The organism is Streptomyces chilikensis (assembly GCF_001642695.1).
GTDB classification, from domain to species: Bacteria; Actinomycetota; Actinomycetes; order Streptomycetales; family Streptomycetaceae; genus Streptomyces; species Streptomyces chilikensis.
The window spans coordinates 3,476,488-3,493,567 of record NZ_LWCC02000005.1; the positions used below are offsets into that span (position 1 = coordinate 3,476,488).

At 73.2% G+C, this 17,080-nt stretch carries 12 protein-coding genes and 1 pseudogene; 5 read left to right on the forward strand and 8 right to left on the reverse strand.

What is annotated here, in order from left to right:
* Positions 1-81: 81 nt before the first annotated feature.
* The 4 genes from A2U95_RS15525 (at position 82) to pulA (ending at position 9,377) form a co-directional block, all read left to right on the forward strand.
* Positions 82-1,017: an ABC transporter permease subunit gene (locus A2U95_RS15525; protein ID WP_166022950.1), complete on the forward strand. Its 936-nt coding sequence runs from the start codon at positions 82-84 to the stop codon at positions 1,015-1,017.
* A gap of 10 nt (positions 1,018-1,027) precedes the next feature.
* Entirely contained in the window at positions 1,028-1,930 is a 903-nt protein-coding gene (locus A2U95_RS15530) for a sugar ABC transporter permease (protein WP_166022952.1), read from the forward strand.
* A 63-nt stretch (positions 1,931-1,993) separates the two neighbouring features.
* Positions 1,994-3,694, forward strand: a complete 1,701-nt coding sequence (locus A2U95_RS15535) for a glycoside hydrolase family 13 protein (protein WP_166022954.1) — start codon at positions 1,994-1,996, stop codon at positions 3,692-3,694.
* Between the two features lie 229 nt (positions 3,695-3,923).
* Positions 3,924-9,377 carry a pullulanase-type alpha-1,6-glucosidase gene (gene pulA / locus A2U95_RS15540; RefSeq protein WP_166022956.1) on the forward strand — a complete coding sequence of 1,818 codons (5,454 nt, stop codon included), beginning with the start codon at positions 3,924-3,926 and terminating at the stop codon, positions 9,375-9,377.
* Positions 9,378-9,457: 80 nt separating this feature from the next.
* On the opposite strand, the gene A2U95_RS15545 is transcribed toward pulA, so the two are convergent.
* The 7 genes from A2U95_RS15545 to A2U95_RS15575 all read right to left on the reverse strand — a co-directional run bounded on the left by A2U95_RS15545 (position 9,458) and on the right by A2U95_RS15575 (position 15,906).
* A complete protein-coding gene (locus tag A2U95_RS15545; RefSeq protein ID WP_166022958.1) occupies positions 9,458-9,826 on the reverse strand; it encodes a DUF4190 domain-containing protein in 369 nt (122 codons plus the stop codon).
* Between the two features lie 83 nt (positions 9,827-9,909).
* Positions 9,910-10,602, reverse strand: coding sequence for a TetR/AcrR family transcriptional regulator (locus A2U95_RS15550; protein WP_166022960.1), 693 nt, complete (start codon positions 10,600-10,602; stop codon positions 9,910-9,912).
* A gap of 52 nt (positions 10,603-10,654) precedes the next feature.
* On the reverse strand, positions 10,655-12,592 hold the full coding sequence (locus A2U95_RS15555) for a hypothetical protein (protein ID WP_240957335.1): 1,938 nt from the start codon (positions 12,590-12,592) through the stop codon (positions 10,655-10,657).
* 56 nt (positions 12,593-12,648) lie between these two features.
* The gene (locus A2U95_RS15560) at positions 12,649-13,149 is read right to left on the reverse strand and encodes a tetratricopeptide repeat protein (RefSeq protein WP_166022962.1); all 501 of its coding nucleotides are present in this window, start codon (positions 13,147-13,149) and stop codon (positions 12,649-12,651) included.
* A gap of 38 nt (positions 13,150-13,187) precedes the next feature.
* Positions 13,188-13,790 carry a winged helix-turn-helix domain-containing protein gene (locus tag A2U95_RS15565; RefSeq protein ID WP_166022964.1) on the reverse strand — a complete coding sequence of 201 codons (603 nt, stop codon included), beginning with the start codon at positions 13,788-13,790 and terminating at the stop codon, positions 13,188-13,190.
* A 330-nt stretch (positions 13,791-14,120) separates the two neighbouring features.
* A complete protein-coding gene (glnII, locus tag A2U95_RS15570) occupies positions 14,121-15,149 on the reverse strand; it encodes a glutamine synthetase (protein WP_166022966.1) in 1,029 nt (342 codons plus the stop codon).
* Between the two features lie 385 nt (positions 15,150-15,534).
* Positions 15,535-15,906 carry an arsenate reductase family protein gene (locus tag A2U95_RS15575; RefSeq protein WP_166022968.1) on the reverse strand — a complete coding sequence of 124 codons (372 nt, stop codon included), beginning with the start codon at positions 15,904-15,906 and terminating at the stop codon, positions 15,535-15,537.
* A gap of 186 nt (positions 15,907-16,092) precedes the next feature.
* Between A2U95_RS15575 and A2U95_RS15580 the strand changes: the two genes are divergently transcribed.
* Positions 16,093-16,407: a hypothetical protein gene (locus A2U95_RS15580; RefSeq protein ID WP_166022970.1), complete on the forward strand. Its 315-nt coding sequence runs from the start codon at positions 16,093-16,095 to the stop codon at positions 16,405-16,407.
* A gap of 145 nt (positions 16,408-16,552) precedes the next feature.
* Here the strand turns inward: A2U95_RS15580 and A2U95_RS15585 are convergent.
* Positions 16,553-16,924, reverse strand: a pseudogene (locus A2U95_RS15585) (polysaccharide deacetylase family protein); the annotation flags it as partial.
* Between the last annotated feature and the right edge of the window lie 156 nt (positions 16,925-17,080).

Sequence of the window (17,080 nt, forward strand, 5' to 3'; positions counted from 1 at the left end):
GGCGGCCCGCCCCCGCCCCTGCCGTCCCTCCCCCTCCATCCCGACGAACGGCCGGGTCCCGGCCTCGAAGGTGTCGTATCCATGATCGCTCGTATCCGCCACGGATGGCGTCGGCACTGGTACGCCTACGCGATGATCGCGCCGGTGGTCCTGGTGCTGGGCGTGCTCGTCCTGTACCCGCTGGCCTACGGCTTCTGGCTCACCCTGACCGACGCGAACTCGCTGAACTCCGCGCGCACCATCGGCGTGAACGAGATCGAGGCGACGTACAAGTTCGTCGGGCTGGACAACTACGCGGACATCCTCTTCGGAGAGACCGCGTACGACCGGTTCTGGTCGCACTTCATCTGGACCATCGTGTGGACCGTCGCCTGCGTGACGCTCCACTACACGCTGGGCCTCGGCCTGGCGATGCTGCTCAACCAGAAGATCCGCGGGCGCACCTTCTACCGGCTGATGCTGATCCTGCCCTGGGCCGTGCCCACCTTCGTCACCGTCTTCGGCTGGCGCTTCATGCTCGCGGACCAGGGCGTCATCAACGCCGGCCTGGAACTGCTGAACCTGCCGACGCCGGCCTGGCTGGAGGACAGCTTCTGGCAGCGGTTCGCCGCGATCATGGTCAACACCTGGTGCGGCGTGCCGTTCATGATGGTCTCGCTGCTCGGCGGCCTGCAGTCGATCGACGCCAACCTCTACGAGGCGGCCGAACTCGACGGCGCGTCCCCCTGGCAGCGGTTCCGCTACGTCACCCTGCCCGGCCTGCGCGCGGTGAGCTCCACCGTGGTGCTGCTGGGCATCATCTGGACGTTCAACCAGTTCGCGGTCATCTTCCTGCTGTTCGGCACCAAGGCGCCGGACGCGCAGATCCTGGTCACCTGGGCCTACTTCCTGGGCTTCGGCCAGCAGCCGCGGGACTTCGCGCAGTCGGCGTCCTACGGCATGTTGCTGCTGGCGATCCTGGTCGTCTTCACGTCCTTCTACCGCCGCTGGCTGGCCCGCGGCGAGCAGCAGTCCTGAGGCAGGAGCCATGACTACCAACACCCTCGAGACCCCCGTCGAGGCGGCCCCCGCCCGGACCGCGCCCAAGGCGGTGCGCCGCCGCGGCGAGCCCCGCCCCCTGGTCCGGATCGCCACGCACGCGGTGCTGATCGTCGCGAGCCTGATCGCCGTCCTCCCGGTCGCCTGGATCTTCCTGCTGTCGCTCGGCCCGGACAAGGACGACTACCTGCGCCCCGCCGGCATCTTCGGCAAGGCCACCCTGGACAACTACGTCCAGGTGCTCACCGAGACCAACTTCTTCCACTGGCTGCAGAGCTCGCTGATCGTCTCGCTCGGCACCACCGTGCTCGGCGTGCTGATCGCGGCGACCACCGGCTACGCCGTCTCCCGGATGCGCTTCCCCGGGCAGAAGAAGCTGATGTGGGTGCTGCTGTGCACCCAGATGTTCCCGATCGCCGTGCTGATCGTGCCGATGTACCAGCTCCTCACCGAGCTGCGGCTGCTCGACACCTACGGCGGTCTGATCCTGGTCTACTGCTCCACCGCCGTCCCCTACTCGGCGTGGCTGCTCAAGGGCTACTTCGACACCATCCCCTTCGAGATCGACGAGGCCGGCCGCGTCGACGGCCTGAGCCCGTTCGGCACCTTCGTGCGGCTGATCCTGCCGCTGGCCCGGCCGGGCCTGGCGGTGGCAGCCTTCTACAACTTCATCACCGCGTTCGGCGAGGTCGCCTTCGCCTCGACGTTCATGCTCGACGACACCAAGTACACCTTCGCGGTGGGTCTGCAGAGCTTCGTCAGCGAGCACGACGCCCAGCGGCACCTGATGGCCGCCACCGCGGTCCTGGTGGCGATCCCGGTCTCGGCCTTCTTCTACCTCGTCCAGAGGAACCTGGTCGCCGGCCTCACCGCCGGCGGCACCAAGGGCTGACCGCGGCGCCACCGGCACCACCCCCCCACACGACAGCGACCCTCGGCACACAACAAGGACGTCATGAGTCACCAGACCGCCGAACCGGTTTCTCCCACCCACGGCCCGGCTTCCCGCACCGCCGGCCACGCCGTCGCGGACCGCCACGACTGGTGGCGCGACGCGGTGATCTACCAGGTCTACCCGCGCAGCTTCGCCGACAGCGACGGCGACGGCATGGGCGACCTGCCCGGCATCCGCGCCCGGCTGCCCTACCTGCGCGACCTGGGCGTGGACGCGGTGTGGCTGAGCCCCTTCTACGCCTCCCCGCAGGCCGACGCCGGCTACGACGTCGCCGACTACCGCGCCGTCGACCCGATGTTCGGCAACCTGCTGGACGCCGACGGCCTCATCCGCGACGCCCACGAGCTGGGCCTGCGGATCATCGTCGACCTGGTGCCCAACCACTCCTCCGACCAGCACGAGTGGTTCAAGCGGGCCCTCGCCGAGGGCCCCGGCTCGCCGCTGCGCGACCGCTACCACTTCCGCCCCGGCAAGGGCGCGAACGGCGAACTCCCGCCCAACGACTGGGAGTCCATCTTCGGCGGCCCCGCCTGGACCCGGGTCACCGAGCCCGACGGCACGCCCGGCGAGTGGTACCTCCACCTGTTCGCCCCGGAGCAGCCCGACTTCAACTGGGAGCACCCGGCGGTCAACGACGAGTTCCGCTCCATCCTGCGCTTCTGGCTGGACATGGGCGTCGACGGCTTCCGCATCGACGTCGCGCACGGCATGGTCAAGGCCGCGGGCCTGCCCGACCTCGGCGGCAGCGAGCAGGTCAAGCTGCTCGGCGACGGCGTCGTCCCGTTCTTCGACCAGGACGGCGTCCACGAGATCTACCGCCAGTGGCGCCGCATCCTCGACGAGTACAGCGGGGACCGGGTGTTCGTCGCCGAGGCGTGGACCCCGACCGTCGAGCGCACCGCCAACTACGTGCGCCCCGACGAGCTGCACCAGGCGTTCAACTTCCAGTACCTGAGCAGCTACTGGGACGCCACCGAGCTGCGCGGGATCATCGACCGCACCCTGGAGGCGATGAAGCCGGTGGGCGCGCCCGCCACCTGGGTGCTCTCCAACCACGACGTGACCCGGCACGCCACCCGCTTCGGCAACCCGGCCGGCATGGGCACCCAGATCCGCGAGGCCGGCGACCGCGAGCTCGGCCTGCGCCGCGCCCGCGCCGCCACCCTGCTGATGCTGGCGCTGCCCGGCTCCGCCTACATCTACCAGGGCGAGGAGCTCGGCCTGCCGGACGTCGTCGACCTGGCCGACGAGGTGCGCCAGGACCCCGCCTACTTCCGCGGCGCGGGCCAGGACGGCTTCCGCGACGGCTGCCGGGTGCCGATCCCGTGGACCCGCGAGGGCTCCAGCCACGGCTTCGGGCCGGGCGGCAGCTGGCTCCCGCAGCCTGAGGGCTGGGGCGAGCTGAGCGTCGAGGCGCAGACCGGGGTGCCCGGCTCCACGCTGGAGCTGTACCGCTCCGCCCTCGCCGTGCGCCGCGCGACGCCGGACCTCGGCGCGGGGGAGGACGTGCGGTGGCTGCCCGCCCCCGAGGGCGTGCTGGCGTTCCGCCGCGGCGCGTTCGTCTGCGTCGCCAACACCACCGGCGAGCCGGTGCCGTTCCCGGCGCCCGGCCGTCTGCTGATGGCCAGCGACGAGGTCGCCGTCACCGACGGCGAGGCCCTCGTCCCGGCCGACACCACCGCCTGGTGGACCACCGGCTGACACCGGTCACCCACCCCCACGCTCCGGTGGACCACGGGCCGACGTCCCGCCCGCTCGATCGGTCCGTGGTCCACCGGCTCCACCGCTCCACCGCACCACCGCACGACTCCCCGTGGCCTGCCGCCCCTCGCGGCAGGCCACGGGTGAACCCAGCCCTCCGCCGCGGCCACCCCCACGCTCCGCCGGCCGCGGCACCGCAGCTCACCGGACGTCAAGGAGGACCTTCGTGGTGAGTACCAGGAGAACCGGAGCGGCGTCGCCGCTCCCCGGCCCCACCGGCGGCAGGAAGCCGGGCCGGGGCCTCGCGGGCGGGGCGCGGACCGCCGCCACGGCCGTCGCCGTCGCGCTCGCCGCGACCCTGCTCCCGCCGCTCGCCGCCCAGGCCGCCGAGCCCCCGGCGCCCCCGTCGGACGCGAAGCTCGCCGCCCAGCCGGCCCGCCACGACCTGACCCGCGAGCAGTTCTACTTCGTCCTGCCGGATCGTTTCGCCAACGGCGACGCCTCCAACGACCGCGGCGGCCTCACCGGCTCCCGCCTGGCCACCGGCTTCGACCCCGCGGACAAGGGCTTCTACCAGGGCGGCGACCTCAAGGGCCTGACCGAGAAGCTCGACTACATCAAGGGCATGGGCACCACCGCCATCTGGATGGCGCCCATCTTCAAGAACCAGCCCGTGCAGGGCACCGGCGACCAGGCCTCGGCCGGCTACCACGGCTACTGGATCACCGACTTCACCCAGGTCGACCCGCACTTCGGCACCAACGCCGACCTGGAGAAGCTGATCGACGCGGCCCACGCCAAGGGCATGAAGGTCTTCTTCGACGTCATCACCAACCACACCGCCGACGTCGTCGACTACCGGGAGAAGTCCTACTCCTACCTCTCCAAGGGCGCCTTCCCGTACCTGACGAAGGACGGGAAGCCCTTCGACGACGCCGACTACGCGGAGGGCCGCGACCGCTTCCCCGCCGTGGACTCCGGCTCCTTCCCCCGCACCCCCGTGGTGCCGCAGGCGAAGAAGGACGTCAAGGTCCCCGCCTGGCTCAACGACCCGGCGATGTACCACAACCGCGGCGACTCCACCTACGCCGGCGAGTCCACCACCTACGGCGACTTCTCCGGCCTCGACGACCTGTGGACCGAGCGCCCCGAGGTCGTCTCCGGCATGGAGAAGATCTACCAGCGCTGGGTCAAGGACTTCGACATCGACGGCTTCCGGATCGACACCGTGAAGCACGTCAACATGGAGTTCTGGACCCAGTGGGCCACCGCCCTCGACGCGTACGCCGCGAAGCGGGGCCGCGACGACTTCTTCATGTTCGGCGAGGTGTACTCCAGCGACACCTCCGTCACCGCCCCCTACGTCACCGAGGGCCGCCTCGACTCGACGCTCGACTTCCCCTTCCAGGAGGCCGCGCGCCAGTACGCCTCCCAGGGCGGCAGCGCCAGGAAGCTCTCCTCGGTCTACGGCGACGACTACAAGTACGCCACCGACAAGGCCAACGCGTACGAGCAGGTCACCTTCCTCGGCAACCACGACATGGGGCGCATCGGCCACTTCCTGAAGGCCGACGACTCCGGCGCCTCGGACGCCGCACTGCTGCGTAAGGCGAAGCTGGCCAACGAGCTGATGTTCCTCGGCCGCGGCAACCCGGTGGTCTACTACGGCGACGAGCAGGGCTTCACCGGCAACGGCGGCGACAAGGACGCCCGCCAGAGCATGTTCGCCTCGAAGACCGCCGACTACCTCGACGACGACCGGATCGGCACCGACCGCACCCACGCCGAGGACGCCTTCGACACCGGAGCACCGCTCTACCGGCAGATCAGCGCCCTCGCCAAGCTGCGCAAGGCCCACCCGGCCCTCGCCGACGGCGTGCAGACCGAGCGCTACGCGGCCGACGGGGCGGGCGTCTACGCCTTCTCCCGCACCGACGCCAGGAGCGGCGTCGAGTACCTGGTCGCCTTCAACAACGCCGGCGAGGCCAAGTCCGCCACCTTCGCCACCGGCTCCGCCGACGCCTCCTTCCGCGGCATCCACGGCACCGACGCCACCGTCAGGAGCGACGCCGACCGCAAGGTGACGGTCACCGTCCCCGCCGGCTCCGCCGTCGTGTTCCAGGCCAGGGCCCCGCTGCCGAAGCCGGCCGCCGCGCCCTCCGTCACCCTCACCGCCCCGGACGCCGGCGCCACCGGCACCGTGACCGTGGACGCGGACACCGACGGCGGCCGGCTCAACCGCGTCGTCTTCGCCGCCCAGGTCGGCAACGGCCCCTGGAAGGTCCTCGGCTCCGCCGACCACGCCCCCTACCGGGTGACCCACACCATCGGCGAGGACGTCCCCGCCGGGACCGCCCTGCGCTACAAGGCCGTCGTGGTCGACCGGGCCGGCCGCACCGCGAGCGACCTCGGCGAGAGCACCACCGGCACCCCGCCCGCGCCCGAGAAGCCCGTCGCCACCTCCCGCGACCACGTGCTGGTCCACTACAAGCGCGCCGACGGCGACTACGACGACTGGGGCCTGTACGCCTGGGGCGACATCGCCGAGGGCGAGGCCACCGAGTGGCCCAGGAGCCATCCCTTCGTCGGCCGCGACGCCTACGGCGCCTTCGCCTGGGTCAAGCTCAAGCCCGGCGCCTCCGACGTCGGCTTCCTGGTGATCGACAAGGACGGGAACAAGGACGTCGCCGCCGACCGCACCGTCGACGTCACCCGCACCGGCGAGGTCTGGATCGAGCAGGGCAAGGAGACCGTCCGCACCGAGAAGCCCGCCGGCGAGTACCCCGAGCCCGACCGCTCCAAGGCCGTCCTGCACTACCACCGCGCGGACGGCGACTACGACGGCTGGGGCCTGCACGTCTGGTCCGGCGCCGCGAACCCGACCGACTGGGCCCGCCCCGTGCAGCCGAGCAAGGTCGACTCCTTCGGCGCGGTCTACGAGGTGCCCCTCGCCGACGGCGCGACCAGCCTCAGCTACATCCTCCACAAGGGCGACCAGAAGGACCTGCCCACCGACCAGGCCCTGGACCTCAAGGCGAACGGCCACGAGGTCTGGCTGCTGGCCGGCCAGGAGAAGTACCTGCTCCCGCAGCCCGCGGGCAGCGCCGGAGCCCTCGACCTGACGACCTCCAAGGCCGTCTGGATCGACCGCGCCACCGTCGTCTGGGACGGCTCCCCGGCCGCCGCCTCCACCCAGCTGCTCGCCTCCCGCGACGGCTCCCTCGCGGTGAAGGACGGCGCGCTCACCGGCGACGCCGCCTGGCTGCGGCTCAACCCGGGCAAGCTCACCGACGAGCAGAAGGAGCGCTTCCCGCACCTCGCCAAGGGCACCGCCTGGACCGTCGACCCGCGCGACGCCGACCGCGTCCGCACCGCGCTGCGCGGCCAGGTCGTCGCCGCCCAGCACGCCGCCAACGGGGCGGTCCTCGCCGCCACCGGCGTGCAGACCGCGGGCGTCCTGGACGACCTGTACCCGAAGGCCACCCAGGCCGACCTCGGCCCGGTCCTCGACGGCGGCCGCCCCACCCTCTCGGTGTGGGCGCCCACCGCACAGGACGTCGACCTCGAGATCGGCACCGCCACGGTGCCGATGAAGCGTGACGGCGCCACCGGCGTCTGGTCGGTCACCGGCCCCGCCTCGTGGAAGAACAAGCCCTACCGCTACGTGGTGAAGGTCTTCGCGCCCACCGAGCAGAAGGTCGTCGTCAACAAGGTCACCGACCCCTACTCGGTCGCCCTGACCGCCGACTCCACCCACAGCCTGGTCGTCGACCTCGGCGACCGCGCCCTCGCCCCCGCCGGCTGGGCCGGCCTCGACAAGCCCAAGGCCGTGCCGCTGCGCGACGCGCAGATCCAGGAGCTGCACATCCGCGACTTCTCCGTCGCCGACGGCACCGTGCCGGCCGCCGACCGGGGCACCTACCGGGCCTTCGCCGACACCGGCAGCGACGGCTCCCGGCACCTGAAGGAGCTGGCCGACGCCGGCACCTCCCACGTCCACCTGCTGCCCGCGTTCGACATCGCCACCATCCCCGAGCGCAAGGCGGACCAGGCGACCCCGGACTGCGACCTGGCGTCGCTGCCCGCCGACTCGCCCCGCCAGCAGGAGTGCGTCGCCGCCACCGCGGCCAAGGACGCCTACAACTGGGGCTACGACCCGTACCACTACACCGTCCCCGAGGGCTCCTACGCCTCCGACCCCGACGGCACGAAGCGCACCGCCGAGTTCCGGCAGATGGTCAAGTCGCTCAACGACAACGGCCTGCGCGTCGTGATGGACGTGGTCTACAACCACACCGCCGCGTCCGGCCAGGCGAAGACCTCGGTCCTCGACCGGATCGTGCCCGGCTACTACCACCGGCTCCTCGCCGACGGCAGCGTGGCCACCTCCACCTGCTGCGCCAACACCGCGCCCGAGAACGCCATGATGGGCAAGCTGGTCGTCGACTCCGTGGTCACCTGGGCCAAGGAGTACAAGGTCGACGGCTTCCGCTTCGACCTGATGGGCCACCACCCCAAGGCCAACATGGTCGCCGTCCGCGAGGCGCTGGACTCCCTCACCCTGGAGAAGGACGGCGTCGACGGCAGGAACATCCTGCTGTACGGCGAGGGCTGGAACTTCGGCGAGATCGCCGACGACGCCCGGTTCGTCCAGGCCACCCAGAAGCACATGGCCGGTACCGGCATCGCCACCTTCTCCGACCGCGCCCGCGACGCCGTCCGCGGCGGCGGCCCCTTCGACGAGGACCCGGGCGTCCAGGGCTTCGCCTCCGGCCTCTACACCGACCCCAACACCTCCGACGCCAACGGCAGCGAGGCCGAGCAGAAGGCCCGGCTGCTGCACTACCACGACCTGATCAAGGTCGGCCTCACCGGCAACCTGGCCGGCTACCGCTTCACCGACACCTCCGGCAAGGAGGTCACCGGCGCCCAGGTCGACTACAACGGCTCGCCCGCCGGCTACGCCGAGGCCCCCGGCGACGCCCTCGCCTACGCCGACGCCCACGACAACGAGTCGCTGTTCGACGCCCTCGCCTTCAAGCTGCCGGCCGGCACCCCGGCCGGCGACCGGGCACGGATGCAGGTCCTCGCCATGGCGACCGCCGCCCTCTCCCAGGGACCGGCGCTCTCCCAGGCCGGAACCGACCTGCTGCGCTCGAAGTCGCTGGACCGCAACTCCTACGACAGCGGCGACTGGTTCAACGCCGTCCACTGGAACTGCGAGGCCGGCAACGGCTTCGGCCGCGGCCTGCCCCCGGCGGCCGACAACGAGCCCAAGTGGGGCTACGCCAAGCCCCTGCTGACGAATCCGTCGGTGGGCCCGATGGGCTGCGAGGAGATCGAGGGGGCCTCCGCCGCCTACCGCGACCTGCTGCGGATCCGCACCACGGAGAAGGCGTTCTCGCTGGACAGCGCGGAGAAGGTGCAGCAGAAGCTGTCCTTCCCGCTCTCCGGCGAGAACGAGACGCCCGGCGTCATCACCATGCGGCTCGGCGACCTGATGGTGGTCTTCAACGCCACCCCCCAGGCGCGGGAGCAGCACGTCGGCGGACTCGGCGACGCCGCGTACCGGCTCCACCCGGTGCAGGCCTCCGGATCCGACGCGGTGGTGAAGTCCGCGTCCTTCGAGGACGGCACGTTCAGCGTGCCGGGCCGGACGGTGGCGGTGTTCACCGCCTCCTGACCGGGCCCCGCGACGGCGACGGCGGCGCCCCCACGCACCGTGGGGGCGCCGCCGTCCGCGTTTCCCGGGAGCCGGCCCGGTCAGTCGTCGACCTCGTTGCCGTAGTCACGCTCGCACCGGTCCAGCTCCGCCTGCGTCTTCGCCTGCTCGACGCACTCCTGGAGGTTCTTGAACTCGTCCGAGCCGACGATCGACGCCCCGACCGCCACCAGCACCAGCGAGGCGATCAGCCCCACACCGCCCAGCACCGCGCCGGCGATCGCCAGCTTGCCGTGCGGTGCGCCGCCGCGGCGCGCCCGGCGCATGCCCAGGATCCCGAAGACCAGCGCGAGCACACCGAGCAGGATGCCGCCGATCACGGTCCAGAAGAAGACGACCGCCAGGATGCCGAGCACCAGGGCGGGGATGGCGAGACCGTTCTTCGGCTGCGGGCGGTCGAAGGAGGACATGACGTCACACTCATCTCTGGGAAGGTCCGACAGGATATGAACTGCCGTCTTCCCCAGGACCGTTGACGGATTCCTGCCCGCCCTCAGGGGGCCAGCGCGACCAGCTTGCCGATCAGCTCGACGAACGGGCTGTCCTCCGGCTCCTCGGCCAGCACCCGGCGCAGCAGGTCCGCCAGCCCGGCGTCCGAGGTGGCGGCGACCGCGGCCAGGGCGGCGAAGTCGTGCACCAGCCGGACCTCCAGCTCCGCACGGGGGACCCTCCGGTCCGCCAGCCACAGCAGCGCCGTCGTCTCGGTGAGCGAGATCCAGGAACGCAGCAGCAGCTCCAGGCGGGGCGAGACCGGCGGTTCCAGCGCCAGGTGCCGCAGCATCTGCTCGAAGGCCACCTGCCGCACCCCGTCGACCAGCGCGTTGGTGGTCGACGACCCCACCGCCGGGCCGCCGCGCATCAGCGCCGAGAAACCCGGACCGTGTTCGTCGACGAAGTCGAAGAAGCGGCGCATCACCCGCAGCAGCCGGGCGCCCAGCGGTCCCTCCCGGGGCTCGGTGAACCGTCCGGCCAGGTCCTGCGAGGCCAGCTTCAGCGCCGCCTCGTAGAGGCTCTGCTTGCCCGGGAAGTAGTGGTACACCAGGGGGCGCGAGATGCCCGCGGCGGCGGCGATCTCGTCGATGGAGACCTCGTCGGGCGAGCGGTGGCTGAACAGTTCGAGCGCGACGTCGATCAACTGCTGCCGCCGCTCCTCGACCCCCATCCTGCGACGTACCCCGGTAGTCATACGAACACCTTAACGGCGGGGCGGGGCCGCGGGCAGGACGGCGGCCCCGGCCTCAGCCCAGCCCCGTGACCTCGCGGCCGTCGGAGAGCGTCGCCCTGAGATCGGCCCGCGCCCCCTGCTCGGCGGGGGTGCTGAGGAACCGCCCCTCGGCCTCGGCGCGCACCCCGCCGGACGCCGTGATCGACGCGGTCCGCGGACCGCCCGCCGCCAGCAGGTGCCAGTCCCCGCCGCCCGCCTTCCACAGCACGCCCGCCACCACCTGCGGGTCACGCGCCCCGCAGGCCGTCGCGTCCGCGGCCTTGGCGGTGACCGCCGCCGCCTCCACGCCCGGCGGACGGAACTGGGCCAGCACCTGGACGCCCTCGCCCCGCCAGGTCTCGGAACGCGTGCACACCCAGGCCGCCGTCCCGGTGCCGTCCGGCAGCGGCTGCTCGGCGAACCGCCAGGCGTTCACCGACCGCACGCCCTGACCGCGCATCGTCGCCAGCGAACAGGCCAGCGGCCGCCACGCCTGACGCGACCGGGGACCGAAGTCGGCGGGGGCGTCACCCGGCTCGCCCACCGTCAGCGCGGCCGGGGTCAGCTCACCCAGATCGGTCACCATCCGCCGGCCGTCCGCCCCGGTGAGCTCCAGCGCGTTCCACGCGGTGCACGCGCCGGGCCGCTGCCGCACCGGCCCGGCCAGCGGGGAGGTCACCCCGTCCGGGCCGATGTCCAGCAGCGTCCTGCGGGTCCCGTCCCCGCCGCCCATCAGGTCCCGGCCCGCCGCCTTCGTCACCCAGGGGGCCAGGAGGTAGCGGACGTTTCCGTCGGAGCGGCCCACCACCACGGCGCTCGCCGTGACGTCCTCCGCGCCGTCGACCCGCGCGAGGTCCAGCGCCGCGCCGCCGGCGCCGGCGGACGGCTCCGCGTACCGGACGACCCGCAGGCCGTCGTGGAGCAGGACCACCCGGGCGCCGTCGACCTCGCCCGCGTAGAGCAGCCGCGGCGGGCCCGCCGGGCCGCCGGAGGGCGTGCCGGTGGTCGCGGACACCTGCACCGTGCGCCCCGGGCGGGCCCAGACCGCCAGCGCCCGGCGCAGCAGCCGTTCGTCGCCGGCCAGCGCGCCCCGGGCCGGCCAGACCGAGAAGTCCAGACGGGCCGAGGTCCGCCAGGCGGCCGGAGCCGCCCGGGACAGCTCACCCGGGTCCAGGGCGGCCCGCGCCGCGGGGTTGCCGGCGTGCGGCGGGGCCGCCGCGCCGTCCGGTCCCCAGCCCTCGCCGGGCGTCAGCACCAGCGCCGCGCAGATCGCGGCCGCCGCCGCCGCGGCCAGCGCCGCCCTGGTGTGCTGGCGGCGGCGCATCAGATCGGTCGGGCGGGCCTGGAGCGCGCACGGGTCGAACTCGGGGGAGTCCAGCAGCGTGTACTGGACCGGCACCTTGTCCGCCTCGCGGATCGCCGTGTACGGGTTCTCCACCCCGGCCGACTCCAGGACCTCGCGGACCTCGTCGTCCGGCAGCCGCTCCAGCCCGCGCAGCACGTACGCCGCCCGGCCGGCCGGCGAGAGGGCGGCCAGCCGCTGCTCCAGCGCCAGCTCGCCCGCCCCGCCGGAGCGGGGGAACAGCCGCAGTCCCCACACCTGGGGGAGCAGCGGCGGCAGCCGCACGGCCCGGTGCAGCGGCCGCCTCCCGCCCGCCTCCATGGCGGCGCGCACGATCCTCATGCGGACCACCGCGTACCCGGGGTCGCCCTCCCGGCCGTGCGCCTGGGCGGGGATCACCGAGGACGGCGTCCTCCCCCTGGGCAGCGCGCGCTGGGTGACGGCGTGCGCGGCGAGGACCCGCCGGCCGCGGTCCGGGGCGGACGGCAGCAGCAGGTACGCGAGCCGGACCAGCCGCGGGTAGTGCTCGACGAGCGCGGCCTCGGCCTGCTCGACGTCGAGGCCCCCGCCGGGGCGGTGCGGTCCGGCCTTGCGGGCGGGCGGATGGGAGACGACATGCTGTGGCTGCACGTTCAGCAGAACGAGCGAATCGAGCGATGGTCACCCGTTGGTGGGAGAGTCGTTCCTCACGGGTTCCGCAGGAGGCGGGCGTAGGCGCCCATCGACCGCCGGTAGCGCGGAAGATGGGCGGCCAGCGCCTCCAGCACCAGGGAGAGCCCTTCGCGGTCCCGCCCCAGCGAGGACAGGCAGAGCGCCATGGTGGCCCGCACCGCGTCGTCCAACTCGTCGGATGGGGCGTCCAGTTCGGGCTCCAGCAGCTCGAGGCCCCGATCGGCCCGGCCGATGTTGCGCAACGAACTGGCCAGCTGGATGCGGGCCCGGCGGCCCTTGTAGCCGTCGAGCCCGCCCTCCAGCGCCCGTTCGTAGAGCGGCACCGCGAGATCGGAACGCCCGGTCGAGTCCCAGGCACACGCCCGCTCGAACAGTGCGAACGGGTGGTCGTCCGGGAGTTCGTCCGCGAGGGCCGCCACCCGCGCCCGGAACCGCTCGGCGCCCTCCTCCGTCTCCGGGTGGTCGTCGAACGTCGCCCACACCGCCGCGACCCGTTCTTCCCAGTGCTGGTCCATGGGGGCAGCCTGGCACGGCCGGGCGGGCGCGGTCGACCTCAGTCCGCCCGCGGCGGCGTGTACCGGTAGCCGACCCGGCGGACGGTCTGGATGGTCTGCCGGTACCCGCCCAGCTTGCGGCGCAGCCGGGCGACGTGGACGTCCACGGTGCGGCCGTCGCCGACGTGGCCGTAGCCCCAGACGGTGGCCACCAGCTGGTCACGGGTGTGCACCCGGTGCGGGTGGGCGACGAGGTGGGCGAGGAGCTCGAACTCCAGGTAGGTGAGGTCCAGCGGCCGCCCCTCCACCTCGGCGGTCCGCCGCACCGTGTCGACGCGGACCGGTCCGCCGTCCCCGGCGGCGTCCTCCCCGCTCCCGGCGTCCGGGCCGGCCTGCGGGAGGAGGGCGGTCGCCTCCCGCAGGAACGGCGGCTGCCGGTCCGCGGGCACCAGGACGAGGTAGCCCACCATCGGCGGCTGACCGGGCAGCGAGGGCACCGCCTGCGGGGGAGCGGGCAGCCAGGTCGCGCCCGGCGGCAGCAGCTGCTCGACGGGGGCGGAGGCGGCCTTGGGGGCGCCCACGGCCCGCAGGCGGCGGGGCCCGGCGGGCTCGTAGGGGTGCGGGGCGGAGACGTGCAGGTCGGAGGCGTGCGTGGTCGCCATGGCAATCAGCTCTTTCGCGCGGAAGGACGTCGGACGGGACGTGGATCACGCGCGGCGGCAAGGCTGACGAGGCCGCGGGGGCCTCGGGGAGAGGGAGACGTCAGCGGGCCGGCGCGCAGGTCGCGCGGCGACACACACGGTCGAAGTCGTGGTGCTGACGGGACGGCCAGAAGGGCTCGAGGTCGAAGCGACCTGTCATGCCACACCTCCGAATGCCGTTGATGGGCTCCATTGAAGCAGACGAGCGCGCAACGTGCAGGGGGCGTCCACCAGTTGGCGACGCCCCCTCCCGCACCCCGGACCGTCCGCGCGGGCAGGGCCCGCGGCGGGTCAGACCTGGCCGGCCTTCTCCAGCGCCTCGCAGCAGGTGTCCACCAGCAGGCGGGTCACCACGTACGGGTCGACGTTGGCGTTCGGACGGCGGTCCTCGATGTAGCCCTTGCCGTCCTTCTCCACCTGCCAGGGGATGCGGACCGAGGCGCCGCGGTTGGACACGCCGTAGGAGTACTTGTCCCACGGGGCGGTCTCGTGCAGGCCGGTCAGGCGGTCGTCGATGCCCGCGCCGTAGTTCTTGACGTGGTCGAGCGGCTTGGAGCCCTCGCCGAGCGACTCGCAGGCGGTGATGATGGCGTCGTAGCCCTCGCGCATCGCCTTGGTGGAGAAGTTGGTGTGCGCGCCGGCGCCGTTCCAGTCGCCCTTGACCGGCTTGGGGTCGAGGGTGGCGGCCACGCCGAAGTCCTCGGCGGTGCGGTAGAGCAGCCAGCGGGCGATCCACAGCTGGTCGGAGACCTCGAGCGGGGCGAGCGGGCCGACCTGGAACTCCCACTGGCCCGGCATGACCTCGGCGTTGATGCCGGAGATGCCCAGGCCCGCCTTGAGGCAGTTCTCCAGGTGCGCCTCGACGATGTCCCGGCCGAAGATCTCGTCCGCGCCGACGCCGCAGTAGTAGCCGCCCTGCGGGGCCGGGAAGCCGCCGCGCGGGAAGCCCAGCGGGTAGTTGTCCTTGAAGAACGTGTACTCCTGCTCGATGCCGAAGATCGGCTCCTGGGCGGCGTACCGCTCGGCGACCTCGACCAGCGCGGCCCGCGTGTTGCTGGGGTGCGGGGTGAGGTCGATGTTCAGGACCTCGCACAGCACCAGGATGTCGTCGCCGCCGCGGACCGGGTCCGGGCAGGAGAAGACCGGCTTCAGCACGCAGTCGGAGGCGTGGCCCTCGGCCTGGTTGGTGCTGGACCCGTCGAAGCCCCAGATCGGCAGCTCGGCACCCTTGGCGTCGTCGGGCAGGATCTTCGTCTTGGAACGGAGCTTGGCCGTCGGCTCGGTGCCGTCGATCCAGATGTACTCAGCCTTGAAGGTCACGGGCCACATCCTTCGGTGGTCTCGACCGTGCGGGACGGTCGTCGCGGGGCGAGGCGCTGCGGCATCGGTGCGCCGGTATGTCCCGAAGACTGTCAAGGGGCGATTTCCCGACCGTTGCCCTCGTGTGAACCCCGTGTTACCGGCGGGCCGTGCACCCCGAACGGGTCTGTGAGGCGGCCCGGCGGCTCCGTGCGGGAGGGACGGCGGCGCGCCCGGACCCCCGGGACCGCGCGGGGCGGGGCGGGGCCGGGCGGCTCGTATGCGATGGGCTTGACCGGCCCGGCGAGGGGGTACCGTCCGCGCGGTCACCCGCCCGCGGGCGGGGTCCCCCGCTCGCCGCGGCCGCGTCGCCGCGGCTCCGGCGGGGGCGCGTCCGGCCCGCCCCTCACGCCCTCCCGTCGCGCGCCAGGGCCTCGCGCACCGCCTCCTCCGACCGGGCCACCACGGCGGTGCCGTCCTCGGCGGTGATGATCGGCCGCTGGATCAGCCTGGGGTGCGCCGCCAGCGCGGTGATCCACCGGTCGCGGGAGCCGGCGTCCTTCGGCCACTCCCCGAGCCCCAGCTCCTTCGCCACGGCCTCCTGCGTGCGGGTGATCTCCCACGGCTCCAGACCGAGCCGGTCCAGCACGGCCCGGATCTCGTCCTCGGCCGGGACGTCCTCCAGGTAACGGCGCACGGTGTAGTCCGCCCCCTCCTCGTCGAGCAGGGAGAGCGCGCTGCGGCACTTCGAGCAGGCCGGGTTGATCCAGATCTCCATGGCCTCACGATACGCCGCCGAGGGGCCCGCGGAACTCGTTTCCCGCACCCGCCCCACAGGCCCCAGAACCCCTGTTGGCCAGGGACTTTGTCGGTGCCGGGCAGTAGAATGAATGCATGTTCGAGGGAGTCCGGCGGCGCCGTCCGCCGGCCCGTCGGGCGCCCCGACCGCGACAGGAGGATGCCTGTGCCCGCCGCCGCTTCCACCCGGCCCAAGGCCCGTTCCACCCAGTCCACCGCCAAGCGTCCCGTCCCGCTCGACCGTCCCTACGTGCCCGTCCAGAAGCGTCCGCTGCCCCCGGGCCGGCCGCGCGAGTGGTACATCGACCACAACCGCCGGCTGAAGGCGATGCGGCTGGCGATAGCCCTGCTCGACCTGGGCTTCCACACCCCCCGGCAGGCCCCGGACGAGGTCGTCCAGTTGGCCGCCCAGCTGATCGGCGTCCACCCGCCGTCCCCGGTGACCTGCCGGATGGTCCGCGCCCTGCTCCAGACGGACTGACCCACCGGCGCACCGGCGCCCCGCCGCACGCGCCTCACGCCCCGGCCGCCGTCCCGGCCGGGGCGTGAGGCGTCCCGGGACGGGGCCCGTGCCGGCGGCGCGGGCACCACGGCCCGGCCGGCGTTCTTCCCCGCGGGGCGCGGCGGACCTCCCGGAGCCCGTACTTCGCCGCGGCGGCGCGGAGCGTGTCGTCGGTCTCGCCGTAGGGCGGCCGGAAGAGTTCCGGAACGCCTCCGCCCGCGGCGGCGACGGCCCGCTGGGTCCGGGAGATCTCGGACTCCATCCGGGCCCGGCCGAGCCGGGTCATGCGGGGGTGGCTGTAGCTGTGGTTGGCGACCCACATCCCGGCGTCGGCCTGGGCGCGCACCATGCCCGGGTCGGCGTCGGCGTGGTTCCCCTGGTTGAACATGGTGGCCCGCAGTCCGGCCTCGCGCAGGGCGGACAGGAGGGCGGGCGTCCGGCTCGACGGCCCGTCGTCGAAGGTGAGACCGACGTACCCGTTGCGGGCGGCGGCCCGGACGGCGGTCGGACGTGACGGCTCGGGCATGGGGGTTCTCTCCTGGTCGGGGCGGTCCGGGCCGGGCCGCCCGGGTGGTGCGTCCGGGCGGCCCTCGTCCGCGGTGGCGTCTGTCCTCGGTGCGGTCGTGGCCCGGCCCGGTCCGGGCCGGGCCAC